The organism is Nitrosococcus watsonii C-113, assembly GCF_000143085.1.
Classification (GTDB): domain Bacteria; phylum Pseudomonadota; class Gammaproteobacteria; order Nitrosococcales; family Nitrosococcaceae; genus Nitrosococcus; species Nitrosococcus watsonii.
Genome location: NC_014315.1, coordinates 1,657,046 through 1,676,143, shown reverse-complemented (window position 1 = coordinate 1,676,143; position 19,098 = coordinate 1,657,046). Strand labels below are relative to the sequence as shown.

The following is a 19,098-nucleotide window of genomic DNA, read 5'->3' as shown; positions in this document are numbered from 1 at the left end:
GAGAGACTAAACCAAAACCACCGTCTGGAAAATTGGGGTTTTTCCCTATATGGCTAGCCCGCGGGGCGGGCAAGGGGGTGCGCGCGCCTCCCGCCCCGCTAGGTCAACCCTGGCCTGGTGGGACGGCAGGGAGCCGCCGTCACCGGGGCAGGTCCGAGGAGCCCATGAGAAATTCATCCACCGCTCGGGCCGCCTGGCGGCCTTCCCGAATGGCCCATACCACGAGGGATTGGCCCCGGCGCATATCGCCTGCGGCGAAGACCTGGGGGAGGGAAGTCTGGTAGTTTTCCGTATCGGCTTGTACGTTACCCCGGCCATCGAGGGCAAGGCCCAGTTCTTCCAGCAAGCCTGGATGCAGCGGATGGACGAAGCCCATGGCCAGCAGCACGAGATCCGCGGGCAACTCGAAGTCGCTGTTGGGCACCTCCTCCATGTGCCAATGGCCTTGCTGGTTTTGCTGCCACGCAAGGCGCACCACCTGGAGGGCGGTGACGTGGCCGTTTTCCCCCCGGAAGGTCTTGGTGGCCACAGCCCAATCCCGGGCGGCGCCTTCCGCCTGGGAGCTGGAGGTGCGAAGCTTATAGGGCCAGTGGGGCCAGGTGAGTAGTTTATTTTCCTTTTCCGGCGGTTGGGGCATGATTTCTAGCTGGGTGACGGCCAGGGCCCCCTGGCGAAAAGAGGTCCCTATGCAGTCCGAGCCCGTGTCGCCGCCGCCAATGACGATCACATGCTTGTCCTTGGCGCTGATGGCCTCGTGGGGGGGAGGCGGGTTGCCTGCCAGGCGGCGATTTTGCTGGGTCAAAAAATCCATGGCGAAATGAATTCCCTCCAGATCCCGTCCTGGAATGGGGAGATCCCGGGGGTCCTCGGAACCGCCCGTGAGCACCATGGCGTCGAATTTTTCCAGCAGCGAGCGGGCGGGTGGGTTGACCCCCACATGGGTATGAGGATGAAAGGCCACGCCCTCTGCCTGCATTTGGGCCATGCGCCGGTCGATAAGGGCTTTGGCCATTTTAAAATCCGGGATGCCATAGCGCAGTAAGCCACCGATCCGGTCGTTTTTTTCAAAGACTTCCACCTGATGCCCCGCCCGGGCCAATTGTTGGGCACAGGCCAGCCCCGCCGGTCCCGAGCCGACCACGGCCACCCGCTTTCCCGTTTTGTGGGCGGGTATTTGCGGCCTGATCCAGCCTTCTTGCCAGCCCTTGTCGATAATAGCGCATTCGATGGTTTTAATGGTGACCGGCTCATCGGTCAGATTGAGGGTACAGGCTGCTTCACAAGGCGCGGGACAGATACGGCCCGTGAACTCCGGGAAATTGTTGGTGGACTGGAGCACTTCCAGGGCCCGGCGCCAATCATCCCGGTAGACGAGATCATTCCAGTCGGGAATAATATTATTGACGGGACAGGCGGGGTGGCAAAAAGGGATACCGCAATCCATGCAGCGGGCCCCTTGCTCCCTCACTTCATCCTCACTGAGAGGAATGGCAAATTCCCGGAAATGTTGTACCCGATCCGCGACTGGCGCCTCGGTCCGGTCACGGCGGGGAATTTCCATAAAGCCAGTAGGTTTACCCATGTTGGCCTAGCGCCTCCTTCTTCATGGCGGTGACAGTGTGCCGGGTTGCTTGGGCTTGCTCCATTGCCTGCAAGGCGCGCCGGTAATCCACCGGCATGACCTTGACGAAGCGGGGCAAGTACGCGCACCAGTTTTCCAGGATTTGGCGGGCCCGCCCGCTGTGGGTGTAGCGGTGGTGTTGTTCAATGAGCTGTCTGAGACGCTGCCCATCGAAGCGGCTGATATGGTGGCTGATATCCACCCGGCCATGGGTTTCCAAATCGCCCCCCTGGTGCTCTAGGTGCTCTAGCGCCTCATCCTCTTCGGTAATGGGTTCGAGCTCCACCATCGCCAAATTACAGCGTTGCTCAAAGTCGCCCGCTTCATCTAGCACATAGGCGATGCCGCCGCTCATGCCAGCGGCGAAATTGCGTCCGGTTCCGCCGAGCACCACCACCACCCCGCCGGTCATATATTCGCAACCATGGTCGCCTACGCCTTCCACCACGGCAGTCGCGCCAGAATTACGGACCGCGAAACGCTCCCCCGCCACGCCGTGGAAGTAGCACTCGCCGCTGATGGCGCCATAGAGCACGGTATTGCCGATGATAATATTTTCCTCGGGCACGATGGGGCATTGGGGGGGAGGCATTATCACTAACCGGCCGCCCGAGAGACCTTTGCCCACGTAATCGTTTGCTTCCCCGACAAGCTCCAGGGAAATACCCTGGGCTAGAAAAGCGCCGAAGCTCTGCCCGGCGGTGCCACGGGCTTTGATGTCAATAGTCTCTGGGGGCAGGCCCTTATGGCCATAGCGCCGGGCGACTTCGCCGGAGAGCATGGCCCCTACGGTGCGATCGGTATTGCCTACCGGGGTTTCGATCTGGACTCGTGCTTGCCTTTCCAAGGCGGGTTGCGCCTGGGCGATGAGCCAGCGATCCAAGACTTCATCGAGGCCATGATCCTGGCGTTCCCTATTATAAAGGGAGACCTCCGGGCCTGTGGCGGGTTGGTAAAGAATACGGGAGAAATCCAGGCCCTTGGCCTTCCAGTGATCAAGCGCCTGGCGGGTATCGAGGACATCCAAGCGTCCGATCATGTCATCAAAACGGCGAAAGCCCAGCTGGGCCATGAGTTGCCTGACTTCTTCGGCGACCAGGAAAAAGTAGTTGACGATGTGCTCCGGCTTGCCGGCAAAAAGCTTGCGTAATACCGGATCTTGGGTAGCGACCCCCGTGGGGCAGGTATTCAAGTGGCATTTACGCATCATGATGCAGCCGGCGACAATCAGGGGCGCGGTAGCGAAGCCGAATTCATCGGCGCCCAGCAAGGCGCCCATGACTACATCCCGGCCGGTGCGGATTCCTCCGTCCACTTGGACCGCGATACGGCCCCGCAGCCGGTTGAGCACTAAGGTTTGCTGGGTTTCGGCGAGGCCAATTTCCCAGGGCAGGCCCGCATGCTTGATGGAGGTCAGGGGGCTGGCGCCCGTCCCGCCATCATGGCCAGCAATGGTGACATGATCCGCGTGGGCTTTGGCGACCCCCGCGGCGACGGTGCCTACCCCCACTTCAGACACCAGCTTGACGCTGATTCTGGCTTGGGGATTGACATTTTTGAGATCAAAGATAAGCTGGGCCAGATCCTCGATGGAGTAAATATCGTGATGGGGGGGAGGAGAAATCAGTCCTACCCCTGGGGTCGAGTGGCGAACCTGGGCAATGGTAGCGTCCACTTTGTGGCCGGGGAGTTGCCCCCCTTCGCCAGGTTTAGCGCCCTGGGCCATCTTGATCTGAATATCGTCCGCGTTCACCAGATATTCGGCAGTGACGCCAAAGCGGCCAGAGGCCACCTGCTTGATGGCCGAGCGCATGGAGTCTCCATTAGGCAGGGGCTTGAAGCGTTCGGCTTCCTCGCCGCCTTCCCCCGTATTGGATTTACCGCCTATACGATTCATGGCGATGGCCAGGGTGGTATGGGCCTCGTGGGAGATGGCGCCAAAGGACATGGCGCCGGTGGCGAAGCGCTTGACAATCTCGCTTGCTGGCTCCACTTCCGCTAACGGAAGGGGCTGAGCCGCAAGCCGGAACGCGAATAAACCCCGCAGGGTCAGGAGCCGCTTGCTTTGCTGGTTGACCAACTGGGCGTATTCTTCATAGGTCTTAGCCTCATTGGCCCGGCTGGCGTGCTGAAGCTTGGCGATGGTATCCAAGGTCCACATATGGTCTTCGCCCCGCAGGCGATAGGCATAGTAGCCGCCGGCATCGAGCCTATGGCGATAAAGGGGAGCGTCGCTATAAGCGTTCCGATGCCAGCGGAAGGCCTCTTCGGCAATCTCGCCAAGACCGGCGCCTTCAATGGTGGAAACCGTGCCGGTGAAATATTTTGCTACAAAATCATTGGCGAGCCCGACCGCATCGAAAATTTGCGCGCCGCAGTAGGACTGATAGGTGGAGATGCCCATCTTAGACATGATTTTTAATAGCCCTTTACCGATTGCCTTGATATAGCGTTTTTGGATCTCCTCTTCGCTGAGTTCCTCGGGGAGCTGTGGGCGGAGGGCCGAGAGGGTTTCAAAAGCTAGATAAGGATTAATCGCCTCGGCGCCATAGCCCGCTAGTACCGCAAAGTGGTGGACTTCCCGGGCGGCGCCCGTTTCCACCACCAGGCCCGTCTCGGTTCGTAGCCCTGCTCGCACCAGGTGGTGATGGACAGCCGAGGTAGCCAGCAGCGCTGGAATGGGGACATGATCCATGTCCACGCCGCGATCCGAGAGGATCAAGATATTGTAGCCTTTGTGGACAGCCTGCTCGGCACGCCGGCACAGCTTTTGCAAAGCCGCTTCCATGCCGGTGGCCCCCTCCTTTACCGGATAACAGATAGTCAGCGTCTGGGTACGAAAAGCGCCCCCGGTATGATCCTCGATGCGCCGGATTCGTTCCAGATCGGTGTTGGTGAGGACCGGCTGACTGACTTCTAAACGCTTATGGACACCTGCCTGGTGATGCCCCAGCAGGTTAGGCCGCGGCCCAATCAAGGAGACCAGGGACATGACCAACTCTTCCCGAATGGGATCGATGGGCGGATTAGTGACCTGGGCAAAGCGCTGCTTGAAATAATTGGAGAGGGGAAGCGCCCGGTTGGAGAGTACCGCCAGGGGTTCGTCCGCGCCCATGGAGCCCACGGCTTCCTGACCGGTGACGGCCATGGGGGTGAGAAGAAATTTAAGATCCTCCTGGGTATAGCCAAAAGCCTGTTGACGGTCCAGGAGCGTGTCCGGGTCTGGGGCCATGGGCCCGGTTTCGACAGGCAGGTGCTCGAGCCGGATTTGGGTCTGGTCAAGCAAGGGTTGATAGGGCTCAGCCTCCGCTAGCTGTTTTTTCAGCTCATCATCGTCGATGATGCGTCCTGCTTCCAAGTCGATGAGCAGCATCTTGCCGGGTTGCAGCCGCCATTTTTTAATGATCCGCTCCTGGGGAATATCCAGAACGCCCATTTCCGAGGCCATGACCACCAGATCATCATCGGTAATTAGATAACGGGCCGGACGGAGGCCGTTGCGATCCAGGGTGGCCCCAATCATGCGGCCATCGGTAAAGGCCATGGCTGCCGGTCCATCCCAAGGCTCCATCAGGGCCGCATGATATTCGTAAAAGGCCCGTTGCTTGGCTGCCATCAGGGGATTGCCCGCCCAGGCTTCGGGGATGAGCAGCATCATGGCATGGGCCAGAGGGTAGCCGCCAGCCACGAGCAACTCCAGGGCGTTATCAAAGCAAGCGGAGTCGGATTGTCCTTCGGCAATGAGGGGCCAAAGTTTTTTGAGATCAGCGCCTAGCAGCTCGGAAGTCATGGCGTGGCGGCGGGCCGCCATCCAGTTGATATTCCCCCGCAGGGTATTGATCTCCCCATTATGAGCAATCATCCGAAATGGCTGGGCCAGATCCCAGGAAGGGAAGGTATTGGTGGAGAACCGCTGATGAACCAGGGACAGGGCGGTGACCAGGCGCTCATCGGTCAAGTCCGGGAAATAGGACGCCACTTGATTGGCCAGGAGCATACCCTTGTAGACTAAAGTCCGGGAGGACAGGGAGGGAATGTCAAAAGCCGCTTGCTCGGTCTTATCCAAATCCCTAACGGCGTTTTCAATTTGTTTGCGGATGACAAACAGCTTGCGCTCAAAAGCATCCCCGGCGGGACTGTTTGCGCCGCGGCCAATGAAAACTTGCCGCACTACCGGTTCTACTGCTTTAACGCTTTCACCCAGGTGGGTGTTATTGGTAGGCACCTCCCGCCAGCCAAGCAGAGTTTGCCCTTCAGCATTGAGGTAATGGCTAATCAGTTGCTCGCAAGTGGCGCGGGCCTCGGCCCCTTGGGGGAGAAAAAGCATGCCAACGCCATATTCGCCCGCAGGGGGTAAATGTATTCCGCGGGCCGCGCACTCTTCCCGGAGGAAGCGGTCAGGCATCTGAATCAGGATTCCTGCCCCATCGCCAGCCCGTGGGTCCGCGCCCACAGCGCCACGATGGGTCAGGTTTTTCAGAATTTGCAAGCCTTGCCGGATAAGGTCATGGCGCTTGTGGCCTTTGACATTGGCGACAAAACCAACCCCACATGAGTCGTGCTCATTATGAGGCTCATACAAGCCTTGTTGACGTGGTAGGGTGCCGTCACTCATATCCCACCTCTCTTAAGTTAGTGGATTCCAAACGGCGGGGTAGACCACTAGAGATTTTTGGAGTTTCGCCATGACTGATGCCAGTTTTGTCCATTCAAAACCTCATCAGCCTGGAGAATTCGCGCTTCCTAACAGCCTTCGGCGAAGGGTTTACCTTGGCCTCCGTTGGTTTGCCGCTCCACGCGCTTTCACCTCGGGTCCTCCCGACCCTAGGCTCCGAGAGCGAGAAAATCATAGCGCGAATAGATGGCAAAAGGCAAGTAAAGTGAAGTTTGCGGCGAGTAAAATTCGCGGTAGAATAAGCGTGGCTAGCTGATGTTGACGCATCACCTAGCCACTTGCCACCGACCCAATAGAATGAGTATTGAGGCCATGACCAAGCGTGATTTTACCACTATCCAGCGGTCCTATACATTCCGCTTCTACCCCACCAGCGCCCAGCGTCAGCAACTCGCTATTGAGTTTGGCCATGGGCGATGGGTGTGGAATACCTGTTTAGCCTGGCGTAGTTACGTTTATCGCCACCGCGGTCAAAGCGTAAGCGCTGTTGACTTTAGCGGGCACCTCACCAAGCTAAAAAAGACAGCGGCCTATGGTTGGTTAAAAGAGGCCAGCGCGACCACGCTCAATCAAAAGCTCAGGGACCAGGACACCGCGTTTAAAAACTTCTTTGCAGGGCGAGCGAAATATCCCCGCTTCAAGAAAAGAGCCCACGCCCAAAGCATCCGCTATCAACTCGACCCACGCCAGGTAGCGGGAAGGTATCGGGCGGGTGAGTTTCTTAAGCTGCCCAAGCTTGGCTTGCTTAAGCTCAAATGGTCCCGCAAGCCCCAGGGCATCCCCAAGATGGTGACGGTCACCCAGGACTGCGCTGGCCGTTATGGTGTCGCCTTTATGTGCGAGGAAACCCTCCAGCCCCTACCGCGAGAGCCAAACGGTATCGGCGTAGATCTCGGGGTAAAGGATATTGTCGTGACCTCCGAGGGTTGGAAATCCGGTAACCCACGCCACCTACGTACGCATACCCGGCAACTCACCAAAACTCAGCGTCGGCTCTCGCGCAGGCGCAAGGGTAGCGTTCGCTGGCACCGCCAGCGAGTAAGGGTCGCCAAGGCCCACGCCAGGGTAAAGAATACCCGTCAGGATTGGCTCCATAAGCTCACCACGGCGCTTATACGTCAGGCCGGGCTCATTGCCATGGAAACGCTCAACGTCAAGGGCATGATGGCCAATAGACGGCTATCTAAGGCGTTGGGTGATGTGGGCATGCACGAGCTCAAACGGCAAATCGAGTACAAAGCCGCCTGGTATGGCTGCGAGTTTGTGCAAGTGGACCGCTGGGCGCCCACCAGTAAAACGTGCTCGGTGTGTGGCGCAGTGATCGATGCTATGCTGCTCAAAGTGCGGCAGTGGTCCTGTGAATGTGGGGCTGTTCATGACCGGGATATTAACGCAGCCCGGAATATTTTGAGGTTAGCTACGGTTGGGAGGACCGGAAGTGATGCGCGTGGAGGCGTATACAAACTGGAGGTGGTTGCATGACCGCCAAAGGACGCCTATGAAACGCGAAGGGCAGCAAGGCGAGTGAGCTTGCCTGCCTGTGCGATGCACGCAGACAGGTCGGGAACAAGCGAACGAGACTTAGCCGCAAACTCCAATTCTTGCAATTAGAGTCCTATTTCGAATGTATTTCACATCAATGGATTTTTATCTTAAGGTAATGGCCTCTTTATATAAATATTTCTTGGTTATGTTGTTGCTATTTTTAGGTGCGAGCGCACTAACTTTTGCCAGAGGAGATGCAGCGATGACTCTGACTCTTACCTCCCCTGCTTTTAATCATCAGGGGGACATTCCCTCTGAATATACCTGTGATGGTCAAGATATTTCTCCTGAATTATCGTGGTCCAACCTTCCCGAGGGAACTAAAAGTTTAGTCTTGATCGTGGATGATCCGGATGCGCCAGACCCAGCGGCGCCAAAAATGACCTGGGTCCACTGGCTACTGTATAATATTCCGCCCTCAGCGGCTGGCTTGCTCCGGGGCGTATCGTCGTCAGATCTGCCTGTTGGAACACGGGAAGGCTTAAACAATTGGGATCGCACTGGCTATGGCGGACCTTGCCCTCCCATAGGACGCCATCGTTATTTTCATAAACTTTACGCCTTGGCGGTGGAGTTGCCGGATTTAGGCACACCGACCAAAGAGGATCTGGAGAAGGCCATGACCGGCCATATAGTGGGGCAGGCAGAGCTGGTAGGTACCTACCAACGGGAGCAGTAAAAAAATTTCTTAACGTTGCGCAAAATAGCGGGCAAGGTATTCTTTAAAGGGAATATTATCAGCGGCTTCAACCGCCCGCTGCTGTTGCCAAGATTGCTGCGCTAAGCCAGCAAAATATTGCAATTGATCTTCTCCCAAGGGCAATTGTTTGAAATATTGAGCATGCTCTTTGGACAACCGCATGGCGAAGTCGTTAAAGGATTCTTGCCTCTGCTTCATCTCGGTGAGTATCTGAGCGGACGGGGTTTTTTCCTCCCGGAGAACTTTCTCTTGCTGGCTTGCCAGGGCCTTTGCATAGGGCTGGTGGGGGTCTCCCTGATCCAATAATTCGCACACTCCCATCATTTCATCGCAGATTTCCCGGGCCCAATCCCGCAGAAGCCGGGTTTGCCCATTGGTTTGCAATTCAAGGTGAGGGTCCCGTCCACAGCAGGCGGCAATCCGCTGATTATGCTCCGCTGCCCGCCGCTGCTCGGTATTCATAGGGGGACTTTCTTTTAGGAGGCATAAAATAAGCAAAGCTTCCAGGAAACGCAATTGGGGTTCGTTGACTCCTAGGGGATCATAGGCGCTGACATCCAGGGCTCTCATTTCCACGTATTGCACTCCCCTGCGTTTGAGGGCAAGGGTGGGTTTTTCTCCGGATTGAGTCACTTGCTTAGGGCGCATGAAGCTATAGTATTCATTTTCAATCTGTAGCCTATTAGTGTTGAGTTGATAGTGGCCTCCCGCACCGATTTTCTCATAGGGCGGGTAAGGAGTTTCAATCGCTTGGGTAAGACCAGCCACATATTCCGAGAGGCTATTGTAAGAAATATCTAAGTTAGTTTGGTGTTTATTTTTATAACCGATATCGCTCATGCGCAGGGAGGTAGCATAGGGCAAAAAATAGGTGCCTGGGTCAAACGCTGACAACCCTCCCGGTCTTGCCTTTAAAAAGGATTTACAAACGGCGGGGGAAGCACCGAATAGGTAGGAAACCAGCCAGCCTAGACGCTGGAAATTGCGAAGCAGACAAAAATAGTGCTCATTAATAAATTCCTGTAACGGCTGAGGATTGTTTTCTTGCTCTTTGAAAATTGGCCAGAAGGCTTCGGGTAAGGAGTAATTGAAGTGGACGCCAGCGATAGTTTGCATCATGCGCCCATAACGGTAGCCTAGTCCCCGCCGGTAAACGTGTTTCATTGTCCCAACATTCGAACGACCGTAGCGGGCAATGGGAACGCTGGAGTCATCTTTCACGGCACAGGGCATACTGGTCGCCCAAAGAAGTTCCCGTTCCAGGTGGTGATAAACAAGTTGATGGGTAAGGGACAAGAATGCTAGGGTTTCCTGTATCTCTGCGTAGGGGGGCGTGATAAACTCCAATAAGGATTCAGAATAATCGGTAGTCAAATAGGGATGGGTGAGCGCTGATCCTAAGGCTCTTGGATGGGGGGTGTGGGCCAGCTTTCCTTCAAGGGTAATTCGTAGACTCTCTTTTTCTATGCCTTTTTTTCCTCCCTTCAGTATTCTTTTTTGGGTGGTATTGATGAGTCGTCGCAGGCGGTCTTGTAAGCGCTTGTCCAAGATTTGATTTTCCTTCTAATTGGCCGCGAATGGGATTGATATAATGATTGTAGCGGTAGTAAGACGAGCCGCCAGCAACTACAAGCTGGGTTTATTAGCAATCTGATAACGGAGCTGGATGTGGCGGATGGGTATTATTCACCTGCGGGTGAAAGCAGCTCATTGATATTGCTTCAACGTAGCTATGGCTGACAATAAAATTTTGCACGCTGTTCATGATGGGGTCCATGTGCTGCGCTTTTTGGGCGATGTACGTTATCCTCTAAGCCCCTCATTAGATCATTTTTTGCAGGGTTTATTTTCCGAGGCAACGCCCCAGGGTTTTGTGGTCGATTTGACGGAAACCCGAAGCATTGATAGTACCAACTTGGGGTTGTTGGTGCGTATTGCCAAGTTCATGCAGCGCTGTGATCGGCCTAGGGTTACCATTATTTCCAAGCGAGAGGAAATCAATGAGGTATTAGCTTGTCTAGGGTTTGATAAGGTATTCAATATTGTCGCCCATGGTGGCGGCGAACCGTTAGCGGGGAAAGCGCTGGCCTTGGAAGAAACAGATAAGGCTGCTATGTTGGACACGCTTTTGAAAGCTCACCAAACCCTCATGAATCTTAATGAGCAGAACAAGGACTTGTTCCGCGATGTGGTCGCGATGTTAGAAAAAGAGCAGGCGGATAAATCTTCTGCTCCCGGAGCATGAGAATAGAGGGAAAGGAGAACACGATAATATACCTGGTGAGAGTTTGCTTAAGATTGCCTCAGCAGATCAGCGAAAAAGGGCCCCCAGGCTAGTAGCAAAATGAAGATCATGGAAAAATCTAGCCACAGGATGCGCCGATAACGAAGGCGATGAGTGCCTTCAGTGTCGGTCATAAATATACGGTTCATCATCATATCCAGAGAAAGGACAAAGAACATAATGACCGTCAGCGATGGGGCAACCATACTCACCATCATGTCCCAACCAGAAAGGTTCTCCTTGCTTGCTATCACGCCCCAATCAGAAGTGTTCCCGCTGCTTGTAAAGGGCGCCATTCCCATGAGAGCGAGCGTAAATAACGCCATCCCAATTCGCATGGGTCCAATGTACTTAATAAATTTCATCGCTGTTTTTTTCCTAGACTTGTGGCTCACTATTCTATAGTCCGGTAACAGGTTGCCGCAAGGTAACGAATTCCTCGGCAGCGGTAGGGTGAATGCCAAGGGTGTTATCGAAAATGGATTTCGCTGCCCCCGCCTTGATGGCGATAGCGATACCTTGGATAATTTCACCCGCATCGGGTCCTAACATATGGGCGCCCACGACCCGATCCGTGGCTTTTTCCACGATGAGCTTGACCATTGTTCGCTCATCTCTACCGCTTAAGGTGTGTTTTAAGGGGCGGAAATCAGAACGGTAGATGCTAATTTCGCCGCAGTGCTCCCGTGCCTGCTCTTCCGTGAACCCAACCGTTGCAACATTCGGATGACTAAAGATACAGGCAGGAATATTGGCATAGTCTAGCCGGGAATATTCTCCGCCATAAAGGTTGCGGGCCAAAACCATTGCTTCAGCGAGTGCAACGGGCGTGAGGTTGAGGCGGTGAGTCACGTCTCCGATTCCGTAGATAGAAGGAATGGAACTTTGGTAATATTCATTGACGACCACGGCGCCATTCCAACTGAGCTCCACTCTCATCTCTTCTAGCCCCAGCCCTAGCGTATTAGGAGCCCGGCCAGTGGCATACATGAGGGCATCCACCTCCATTGTTTTTCCATCATGGCGCTTGACGGTAAAACCCTGCACTCCCTTGTCCACAGCGACTACTTGGGTATTGAAGCAAAGCTCAACCCCGCGCTTGGACATTTCTTGAGCCAAATTCCGCCGGAGATCTTCATCAAAGCCACGAAGAAAGAGGGGACCGCGATAGAGTAGGGTCGTGTTGCTGCCCAGCCCGTTAAAGATACTCGCAAACTCTACTGCGATATAACCCCCGCCAACAATGGCAACCCGTTCTGGAAGTTTGTCAAGGAAAAAGGCTTCGTTGGAAGTAATGACGTGTTCACGGCCGGGAAATTCAGGAACGACAGGCCAACCCCCCGTGGCTACTAAAATACGTTCCGCGGTGTAATGGTGGTTATTGACTGAAACGGTATGGGGGGTTTCCAGGCGGGCGCGGCCGTTGATAAGGGTGACTCCGGCTTTGCTGAGTAAATTTTCATAGATTTGGTTGAGGCGTTGAATTTCCGCGTTTTTGTTCTGAATGAGGGTTGACCAATCAAATTGGCGCTGTCCCACTGTCCAGCCAAAGCCTGTGGCGTCTTCGAAATCATCGGAAAAATGGGCGGCATACAGGAGTAGCTTTTTCGGGATACAGCCTACATTGACACAGGTACCCCCTAGGTATCGTTCCTCGGCAATGGCTACCCGGGCGCCAAAGCCTGCTGCCATGCGGGCAGCCCGAACACCGCCAGAGCCAGCACCAATGACGAAAAGATCAAAATCGTAGGGAGTCGTCATGATAGAGGTATCGTCTTTCCTTTAGTAATTGAGATAAATCGCTAGCGGGGAGCGGATGGCTGATAAAATAACCTTGGGCTTCATCAACGTTGATTTTATTGAGAAAATCTACATGTTCCCGCGTCTCGACCCCTTCCGCAATCACTTTGCGTTTTAAGCTGTGGGCCATCGTGGTCACGGCAGTGGTGATGGCAGCGTCATCGGGATCAATACTAATATCTTGCACAAAGGAACGATCAATTTTAACGGTGTCTATTGGAAAGCGCTTTAAATAAGCCAAGGAGGAATACCCGGTTCCAAAATCATCCAAGGATAGCCGGCATCCCATTTTTTTTAAGGTATTGAGAGTCTTCAGACTAGACTCCATGCGGTTTATGAGCATACTTTCCGTCAATTCTAGTTCCAGGTGATGGGGAAGAAGAGCCGTTTTCTTAAGAATTTTCGATACGCGTTCTGAAAAATCAGCTTGCTCAAGCTGGTGGGCAGATAGATTAATGGCGATCCGTATAGGGTAAGGATTGCATTGGTTCCAAATGCTAGCTTGCGTACAGGCTGTTAGTAATACCCATTCCCCAAGAGGAAGAATGAGCCCGGTTTCCTCCGCCAAAGGAATAAAGGTATCGGGACTGATTAAGCCTAATTGTGGATCAAGCCACCGTATCAATGCTTCCACTGACACAATGGCGCCACTTTCCAGATCTATAATTGGCTGATAATACAATTGAAATTCCTTGCGGGCAAGGGCCTCTCGGAGGAGATTCTCCAGCGCAAGCTGTTCCGTGGCGGCGGTGTTAATATCAGTGGTGAAAAATTGGTAGCAGCTTTTACCTCTTTTTTTAGCTCGATACATGGCCGCATCGGCATGTTGGAGCAGCATATTGGCCTCATGGCCATCCTCCGGATAAAGGCTAATTCCAATACTGGCGGAAATAAACAATTCTTTACCCTTAATATTGAAGGGTTCCTTGCAAGCCTCAATAATTTTCTGGGCAATGAGGGAAAGAGCCGAGGTATCGGTAAAATTTTCAATAATAACGGTGAATTCATCACCTCCCAATCTGGCAATGGTGTCTTCAGCGCGAACATTGAGCCGCATGCGTTCCGCGACCTGTTTTAATAAGCTATCACCAATGGGATGACCGAGGGTATCGTTGACAAATTTAAAACGATCGAGATCGATAAACAGGACGGCAAGCCGATGATCATGGCGCTGGGCATGATGGATGGCATGTTCGAGGCGATCAAGGAAAAGGGAGCGATTGGGTAAACCCGTTAAAGCATCATGGTGAGCGAGATGGTAGAGTCGTTGTTCAGTTTGCTTGCGTAGGGTGATATCGGAAAAAATGGCCACAAAGTGGGTAATGGCTTCTTGTGAATTTCTGACGGCATTGGCCGTCACCCAAAGGGGGTAAAGCTCTCCATTTTTTCGCTGACTCCATAGCTCCCCTTGCCATTGGCCAGTGCTTTTAATGGAGCGCCGTATTCGTTGAAAAGAGATCGGCTTTCCCTGTTTGGGCTGGAGCCTACTAAGATGCTGGCCCATGATTTCCGCTCTTGTGATACCGGTAATGTGCGTAAAAGCTTCATTCACATCGACGATGTATGCCTGGGTGTCGGTAATAATGACCCCTTCAACGGTGCTTTCAAAGACTTTGGCCGTGAGGCGAAGACGGCTTTCCGCATTTTTTCGACGCTGATCGTTATGGTAGGCATCCAGAATGCTGCCACAAGTGGAAAGGAAGGGATGCAGATAATCGATCAAATTTTTATCATAGGGTTCCTTGCGATTGGCAATGCCAATGATTCCCAACAGGGAATGATGGTGATAAAAAGGGAGCGCAAGGAAACGTTTTATTTGGGAATCATGGTCTGTCCAGGGATCGTTACCAATATCATTGGCAATAATGACCTCGCCATGGTTCATAGCCTTGTTAAAAAGACTTTTTAATTGGACAATTTCCGCGCCGCTCGTGGGGCATGTGGCCCGCAGGTAACAGCCGTGTTCGTTGCAGGTAATATTGCCGGCAGCAAGTGTTCTAAGATAGGAAGCACCAGTTTTTGAGTGGCGAATTTCGCCGAGCAAGCCGAATTCGCTTCCTGAAAGCATGAGCGCTTCTTGCAAGACCTTGCCAAACAATACCGAAGGGTTGGCATCCTGAATAAAAAGTGACTGAATTCGCCCAATGGCGTCAAAAAGCTGAAGATAGGACCGCTCTCTAGCAAGGAGCTGTTTGAGTTGATGGCGGTTTTTTTCCTGGCTTTCGGCGATGTTTTTCCAGCTTATTGCGGCGCCAAAAATACTGGCCAGTGTCCTAAGCGCATTTTCCTCTGGGAGGGAAAGCGACCGCTCATAACGGGTATGATCAAAGCCGATAAACCCCCACCAGCCATCCCGGACAAAAATCGGCACCACAGCGATGGATTGGATAGACTGGCATGATAGCATTGCTTGTTCCGAGACAGGAAAGTCGCGGATTCGCCCGCAAATGAGCTGATCTTTGCTCAGTAAGCTTACCCAACGCTGGAATCCCCCTGCTTCATAGGAGAAATCCTGCAGTTCAGGATTGTTGATTTGAGGTTTGACGCCTAGGGCCGTCCATTCATAACGTTGACTGGTTAGAAATCGGTCTTTCTGAGAACGGTTTTCAAAAATGTAGGTTCGGCAGGCGCCTACGGTTTGGCCTAACCGTTCTAAAACATTGCTGATGTTTTTTTCCCAATGGGAAGAATATAAAAGCTGCTCGGCGGCATACGCCATTACCTCTAGGAAGGTATCATAACGGTGCGCGATCTCCTGCTCCTGCTTTTTACTTGCCATCAGGATTTGCGATTATTACAGACTGCTCCCTCATGCCTCGATAGCGAGGATAGAGGGTAATAAGAAGATGTTGTTTCAATATTTTTTAAAGGGCTTGACTAACTTCGAACCAAGCCCCATGAAATTTTATATAGGGGAATTAACAGAACTACAAAGTTTTTAGATATTCTAAAACCTGGCGCCGTTCTTCTTCTGCCAACTGATCCCCAAACGTATGGCCTCCATTGGCATATCCTCGCAGCGTTGTATCGTAGAGACGTCGGCGTTGGTCAGGATTCTTTGCGCCTTCTTTGCCGTAGGAGAGTTCCGTGTAATGCCAGCCTAGGGTTTTATCATTGTAATCCTTGGAATCAAAAGTACGGATCCAATAGGTGGGCCGCAAGTCACTTTTCAGCAAGGCTTCCATGGTGGGAACGGAGCCGTTGTGCAGATAGGGAGCCGTTGCCCAAACGCCGTCTAGGGGCGGGGCAAGGTACCCCGCAGGCAAGACAAAATAGGAGTTTTCGCCATAAAAGGACTGCGTCAGCCAATGGCCGAAACGATTCAGTTGTTTTCCCATGGCCGCCTGGACATATTCTGGGTCTGTGCCAATTTCCTCTAGCGGGATGACCAGGTTAGGGTAACTTTCGTTGTCGCCGTAGGTACCATGGCAACGGGAACAGTGGGTTTCGAACACGGCCTGGCCCTGTTTAGCCCGCCCCTGATGAATGGGGAAAGGATAGGTAGGGGATTCCAGAGAGGCAATATAGGCGCGAATATCCGGGGCGTAGGAGTCAATGGCTTTTGCCTCTTCCACCGAGTCCGTGCAGAAGGTAGAGGCTAGGATCATCATCCGGGCATGATCGCCCCGGCCCCCTGCTGAGTAAAACATGGCATGTTTTTTCTCCATCCGCCACCAGGGGGGGACGCTCAAGGGAACAGGCTCTTTTAGCGGGGGTTCTAGCAGGGGTTCCTGGGACCAGGCAAGGGTTTCCGGATCCCGGTGGGCAAACAGGGCCCAGGTCAAGTTAACGGCTGGATTAACACCTATGACTTCGGTTTTCATATAAGGGGCGATGGCCGCGACCCGATCGGCCCATTTACGCCATGCAGCCGTTTCTTTCTCCCCCTGGACATAAACGCCTACGCGTTCGGCGGCAGCCGCAGAATCGCCAGTAAAGTCCGCCGCTTCGTTGCCTAGTCCTACAATGAGCTCGCCGTTGAAGACCCCGCCATGACAGGTGAGGCAATTGCTAACCACCAGTTCGGTGCCGTCGGCGTTTTGGTAATAGGTTTGGTTGTAGGGCAGTTTAGCATTAGGCCCTTTCCGCCCTGGAAGGGTATATTCGGGAGGGCGGTCCAGATCGCTTTTCTTATAGGCATTATAGGGAATGCCGCAGGTCACGTAAGCCTTATTGATGATGGCCTCGTAGCCCGCATCCGGATCGCCCGGCCGTTGGGGTTCAGGCGGAACAAAACCGGTAGAAGCCGCTTTGATGGTCGAGGAGGACTCGGATGTGGATTCCTCGCCTGATCCGCAGGCAGTCAATAAAAAAACCAAACCGACTGTGGCCCATGGTTGGTAAATGCGATTTTTAAGCTGCACTTGCTTTCCCCCGACGCTGTGTGGAAATACATGAGTTTTAATCATAGCAAAAATCTTGCGCTTTTTATGTTCCGTAGCCGGTCAACTCCACATAACCTTGTCCTTGTATCTTTTTCCCTTTCTCCTGTCCTCTGACCTGTACTAATCCGCCCCAGTAGCGGAGTAAAAGGTTGAGTTCCTGATCCGCCACGGTAGGGGTCAGGCGAAAGTCTATTCCCTGAGCGGGGAAGCGGAATCGCCAGCGGGCGGGATAAGAAGTTCCATCTCTGGGACTTTCCCAGTAGTCTACTATTTCTATAGTGAGCGCTTCGGAGTTGAAGGATTGGATTTTACCTGCGCGATCCACCAGAAATCCGCTATTAAGGGGCGTACCGCTGCCATCTCGTCGGCGGAGTCGAACAACTAGCAGTTCCCGGCCATCGTCTAGTTGCAGCAGAAAACGATCCCAAACTACCGGTCCGACCGGTACGGGTACTGCTCCCCAAGCCCGATCTAGCGAGGCTAAACCTTTTACAGGGTAGATCCGGTTGTCTCGCTGGATGGTGCCCTGGGCTGCTAGGCGCGTGAGCTGGTAGCCGTAAAAGACGCCGGCCTGCCCAGAGGAATCGCCGCCAGGAAGGAGAGGCGGTTTAAGGCTGCGTAAAGTCAGGTCGATACTCGCGCCATCGGCGGTCGCCCGTAGGCGGAAATTGGCGTTTTCTCCTTCCAGGGCCTGGATGCGCCAGTTCTCCACCCACACTTGGGTAGGCGATGAGTCCCCTCCGCTCAGCCCCAGGGCGGCCCGGCTAAAACGCTCAAAGGCGTGGAAACGCTCTTGGCTGACGTCGGTCAGGGCAAAATGGCCGCGGTAAACCTCCTTCGTTCCCCACTTTGAGGGACGGGCGGGGGTTTCCGGCGGTTTTAGGCCCACCCGGAAAAAGCTGAGTTGAAAGCCGAAATGTTCTTCCTGTTCCGAGGCCAAATGGCCCGTGAAATGCCAGGATTCCGTCCGGTAGCGGGAGTGGGCGCCGTGATCCCTGGGGAAAGAGAATTGCCAGGGGGCTTCTACCCGGGCAAATCCTTCCCCCCCGCCCAGCAGTTCCGCTAAGGGAATTCCCCCTTGGGACTCCAAGGCTGGTTCATTGTTTTGCAACCACTGCGTGCTACCGATTCCTATTGCGATGAGTGCCAGTAGCCAAAAAATGTGGGTTTTCCTCAGCATAGGGTTTTTCTTAAAAATTTAAATAGTCCCCGATTAAACGATACCCTCCATGTCTATGGCAGCAAGGTATTCAGTCCCTACGGTGAGCCTGAGATCGGTTCCGATCCGCTAGTTGAGAAAGGCCGTATTGATAGAGCAAGGATTAGCCGGAAAAATGATCACACTACATTTTTAGGTTTTTTTCATAGGCTGCATGGAATTCAATAGTGGAGTTATTTGGCAAATATTGATAAATCGAGTTCAACGCTTTCCCCTAGCCAGTAGGCATAGAGGGTGTGGTCTTCTAAGTCATTCCCAGACAGGGCGTGTACTAGGATGGTAAGGCCGTTTCGATTTTCTTCCAGCCAGGGAATAAGCTTATCAAAATCCTTTGAACCAAATGTGATCTGGCAACTCCACTTTGGATGGGGCCCAACCAGCTTTTTATGAATACGACCAACTTTGAGATTGAATCGTTCTCCCGCCTCTTTACACAGTGAAGAGGCAAAATCTAAAGTTTCTTTCTCAAAATATACGTGCGCATGGTAGGCATTATGAGAGTTAACTGGTCTTTTAGTTTTTTTCATTTAATCTTTGCCTGATAATAATCCATCCTTGCGATCCCGTATATTCGGACCTGCTTGTCGGCAAGCGGACTCAGGTTTCTTTCTTCTCCTCCGGGTTTTTCTTGTTTTCTTTGTCGTTTCTCCATTGCTCATAGCATTCCAGGCCACAAAACCAGCGCACATATTCCTCCGCTTCAGCGCTTTGGGCTTCTGATTGTGGAATTTCTTTCAGGCAAACATCACAGTTGAGTTTGGGTTCGCTAGAAAATACCCGTGGGTCGCGGTTATGGGAGTCAGTCATGGCGTCGCTTCCTCAATTAAGCGCATATTTAAAATATGACTAAAAATAGTCTCTTAAGTTTT

At 53.4% G+C, this 19,098-nt stretch carries 13 protein-coding genes; 3 read left to right on the top strand and 10 right to left on the bottom strand.

The window, feature by feature from the left end; translation table 11 throughout:
* Positions 1-139: 139 nt before the first annotated feature.
* Complete coding sequence (locus tag NWAT_RS07540) at positions 140-1,582, bottom strand: glutamate synthase subunit beta (protein WP_013220521.1); 1,443 nt, start codon at positions 1,580-1,582, stop codon at positions 140-142.
* Positions 1,575-6,236 carry a glutamate synthase large subunit gene (gltB, locus tag NWAT_RS07535; protein WP_013220520.1) on the bottom strand — a complete coding sequence of 1,554 codons (4,662 nt, stop codon included), beginning with the start codon at positions 6,234-6,236 and terminating at the stop codon, positions 1,575-1,577. Before gltB ends, NWAT_RS07540 begins: the two co-directional genes overlap by 8 nt.
* 315 nt (positions 6,237-6,551) lie before the next feature.
* Between gltB and NWAT_RS07525 the strand changes: the two genes are divergently transcribed.
* Together NWAT_RS07525 and NWAT_RS07520 are read left to right on the top strand one after the other, a co-directional pair.
* Positions 6,552-7,778, top strand: a complete 1,227-nt coding sequence (locus NWAT_RS07525; RefSeq protein WP_013220518.1) for an RNA-guided endonuclease InsQ/TnpB family protein — start codon at positions 6,552-6,554, stop codon at positions 7,776-7,778.
* 265 nt (positions 7,779-8,043) lie between these two features.
* Entirely contained in the window at positions 8,044-8,520 is a 477-nt protein-coding gene (locus tag NWAT_RS07520) for a YbhB/YbcL family Raf kinase inhibitor-like protein (protein ID WP_041350935.1), read from the top strand.
* Between the two features lie 9 nt (positions 8,521-8,529).
* On the opposite strand, the gene gshA is transcribed toward NWAT_RS07520, so the two are convergent.
* A complete protein-coding gene (gene gshA, locus NWAT_RS07515; protein WP_013220516.1) occupies positions 8,530-10,089 on the bottom strand; it encodes a glutamate--cysteine ligase in 1,560 nt (519 codons plus the stop codon).
* Positions 10,090-10,273: 184 nt separating this feature from the next.
* Here gshA and NWAT_RS07510 point away from each other — a divergent pair, with 184 nt between their 5' ends.
* A complete protein-coding gene (locus NWAT_RS07510; protein ID WP_013220515.1) occupies positions 10,274-10,786 on the top strand; it encodes an STAS domain-containing protein in 513 nt (170 codons plus the stop codon).
* Between the two features lie 47 nt (positions 10,787-10,833).
* Here the strand turns inward: NWAT_RS07510 and NWAT_RS07505 are convergent, their stop codons facing one another.
* From NWAT_RS07505 to NWAT_RS07470, 7 genes are all read right to left on the bottom strand, one after another.
* Entirely contained in the window at positions 10,834-11,190 is a 357-nt protein-coding gene (locus NWAT_RS07505; RefSeq protein WP_013220514.1) for a hypothetical protein, read from the bottom strand.
* A gap of 34 nt (positions 11,191-11,224) precedes the next feature.
* The gene (gene gorA / locus NWAT_RS07500) at positions 11,225-12,586 is read right to left on the bottom strand and encodes a glutathione-disulfide reductase (RefSeq protein ID WP_013220513.1); all 1,362 of its coding nucleotides are present in this window, start codon (positions 12,584-12,586) and stop codon (positions 11,225-11,227) included.
* The gene (locus NWAT_RS07495) at positions 12,564-15,404 is read right to left on the bottom strand and encodes a bifunctional diguanylate cyclase/phosphodiesterase (RefSeq protein WP_013220512.1); all 2,841 of its coding nucleotides are present in this window, start codon (positions 15,402-15,404) and stop codon (positions 12,564-12,566) included. Before NWAT_RS07495 ends, gorA begins: the two co-directional genes overlap by 23 nt.
* Positions 15,405-15,552: 148 nt before the next feature.
* Positions 15,553-17,034: a c-type cytochrome gene (locus tag NWAT_RS07490; RefSeq protein WP_013220511.1), complete on the bottom strand. Its 1,482-nt coding sequence runs from the start codon at positions 17,032-17,034 to the stop codon at positions 15,553-15,555.
* Between the two features lie 19 nt (positions 17,035-17,053).
* Positions 17,054-18,190 carry a lipocalin-like domain-containing protein gene (locus NWAT_RS07485; protein ID WP_013220510.1) on the bottom strand — a complete coding sequence of 379 codons (1,137 nt, stop codon included), beginning with the start codon at positions 18,188-18,190 and terminating at the stop codon, positions 17,054-17,056.
* 212 nt (positions 18,191-18,402) lie between these two features.
* Positions 18,403-18,756, bottom strand: a complete 354-nt coding sequence (locus NWAT_RS07475; protein ID WP_013220509.1) for a DOPA 4,5-dioxygenase family protein — start codon at positions 18,754-18,756, stop codon at positions 18,403-18,405.
* 70 nt (positions 18,757-18,826) lie between these two features.
* On the bottom strand, positions 18,827-19,036 hold the full coding sequence (locus NWAT_RS07470) for a DUF3330 domain-containing protein (protein WP_013220508.1): 210 nt from the start codon (positions 19,034-19,036) through the stop codon (positions 18,827-18,829).
* Positions 19,037-19,098: the final 62 nt, after the last annotated feature.

Coding starts and splice junctions, on each gene's coding strand:
- gorA (WP_013220513.1), bottom strand. CDS start 12,586: ATGACGACTCCCTACGATTTTGATCTTTTCGTCATTGGTGCTGGCTCT.
- gltB (WP_013220520.1), bottom strand. CDS start 6,236: ATGAGTGACGGCACCCTACCACGTCAACAAGGCTTGTATGAGCCTCAT.
- NWAT_RS07525 (WP_013220518.1), top strand. CDS start 6,552: ATGTTGACGCATCACCTAGCCACTTGCCACCGACCCAATAGAATGAGT.
- NWAT_RS07505 (WP_013220514.1), bottom strand. CDS start 11,190: ATGAAATTTATTAAGTACATTGGACCCATGCGAATTGGGATGGCGTTA.
- NWAT_RS07485 (WP_013220510.1), bottom strand. CDS start 18,190: ATGCTGAGGAAAACCCACATTTTTTGGCTACTGGCACTCATCGCAATA.
- NWAT_RS07510 (WP_013220515.1), top strand. CDS start 10,274: ATGGCTGACAATAAAATTTTGCACGCTGTTCATGATGGGGTCCATGTG.
- NWAT_RS07470 (WP_013220508.1), bottom strand. CDS start 19,036: ATGACTGACTCCCATAACCGCGACCCACGGGTATTTTCTAGCGAACCC.
- NWAT_RS07540 (WP_013220521.1), bottom strand. CDS start 1,582: ATGGGTAAACCTACTGGCTTTATGGAAATTCCCCGCCGTGACCGGACC.
- NWAT_RS07495 (WP_013220512.1), bottom strand. CDS start 15,404: ATGGCAAGTAAAAAGCAGGAGCAGGAGATCGCGCACCGTTATGATACC.
- NWAT_RS07490 (WP_013220511.1), bottom strand. CDS start 17,034: ATGATTAAAACTCATGTATTTCCACACAGCGTCGGGGGAAAGCAAGTG.
- NWAT_RS07475 (WP_013220509.1), bottom strand. CDS start 18,756: ATGAAAAAAACTAAAAGACCAGTTAACTCTCATAATGCCTACCATGCG.
- NWAT_RS07520 (WP_041350935.1), top strand. CDS start 8,044: ATGACTCTGACTCTTACCTCCCCTGCTTTTAATCATCAGGGGGACATT.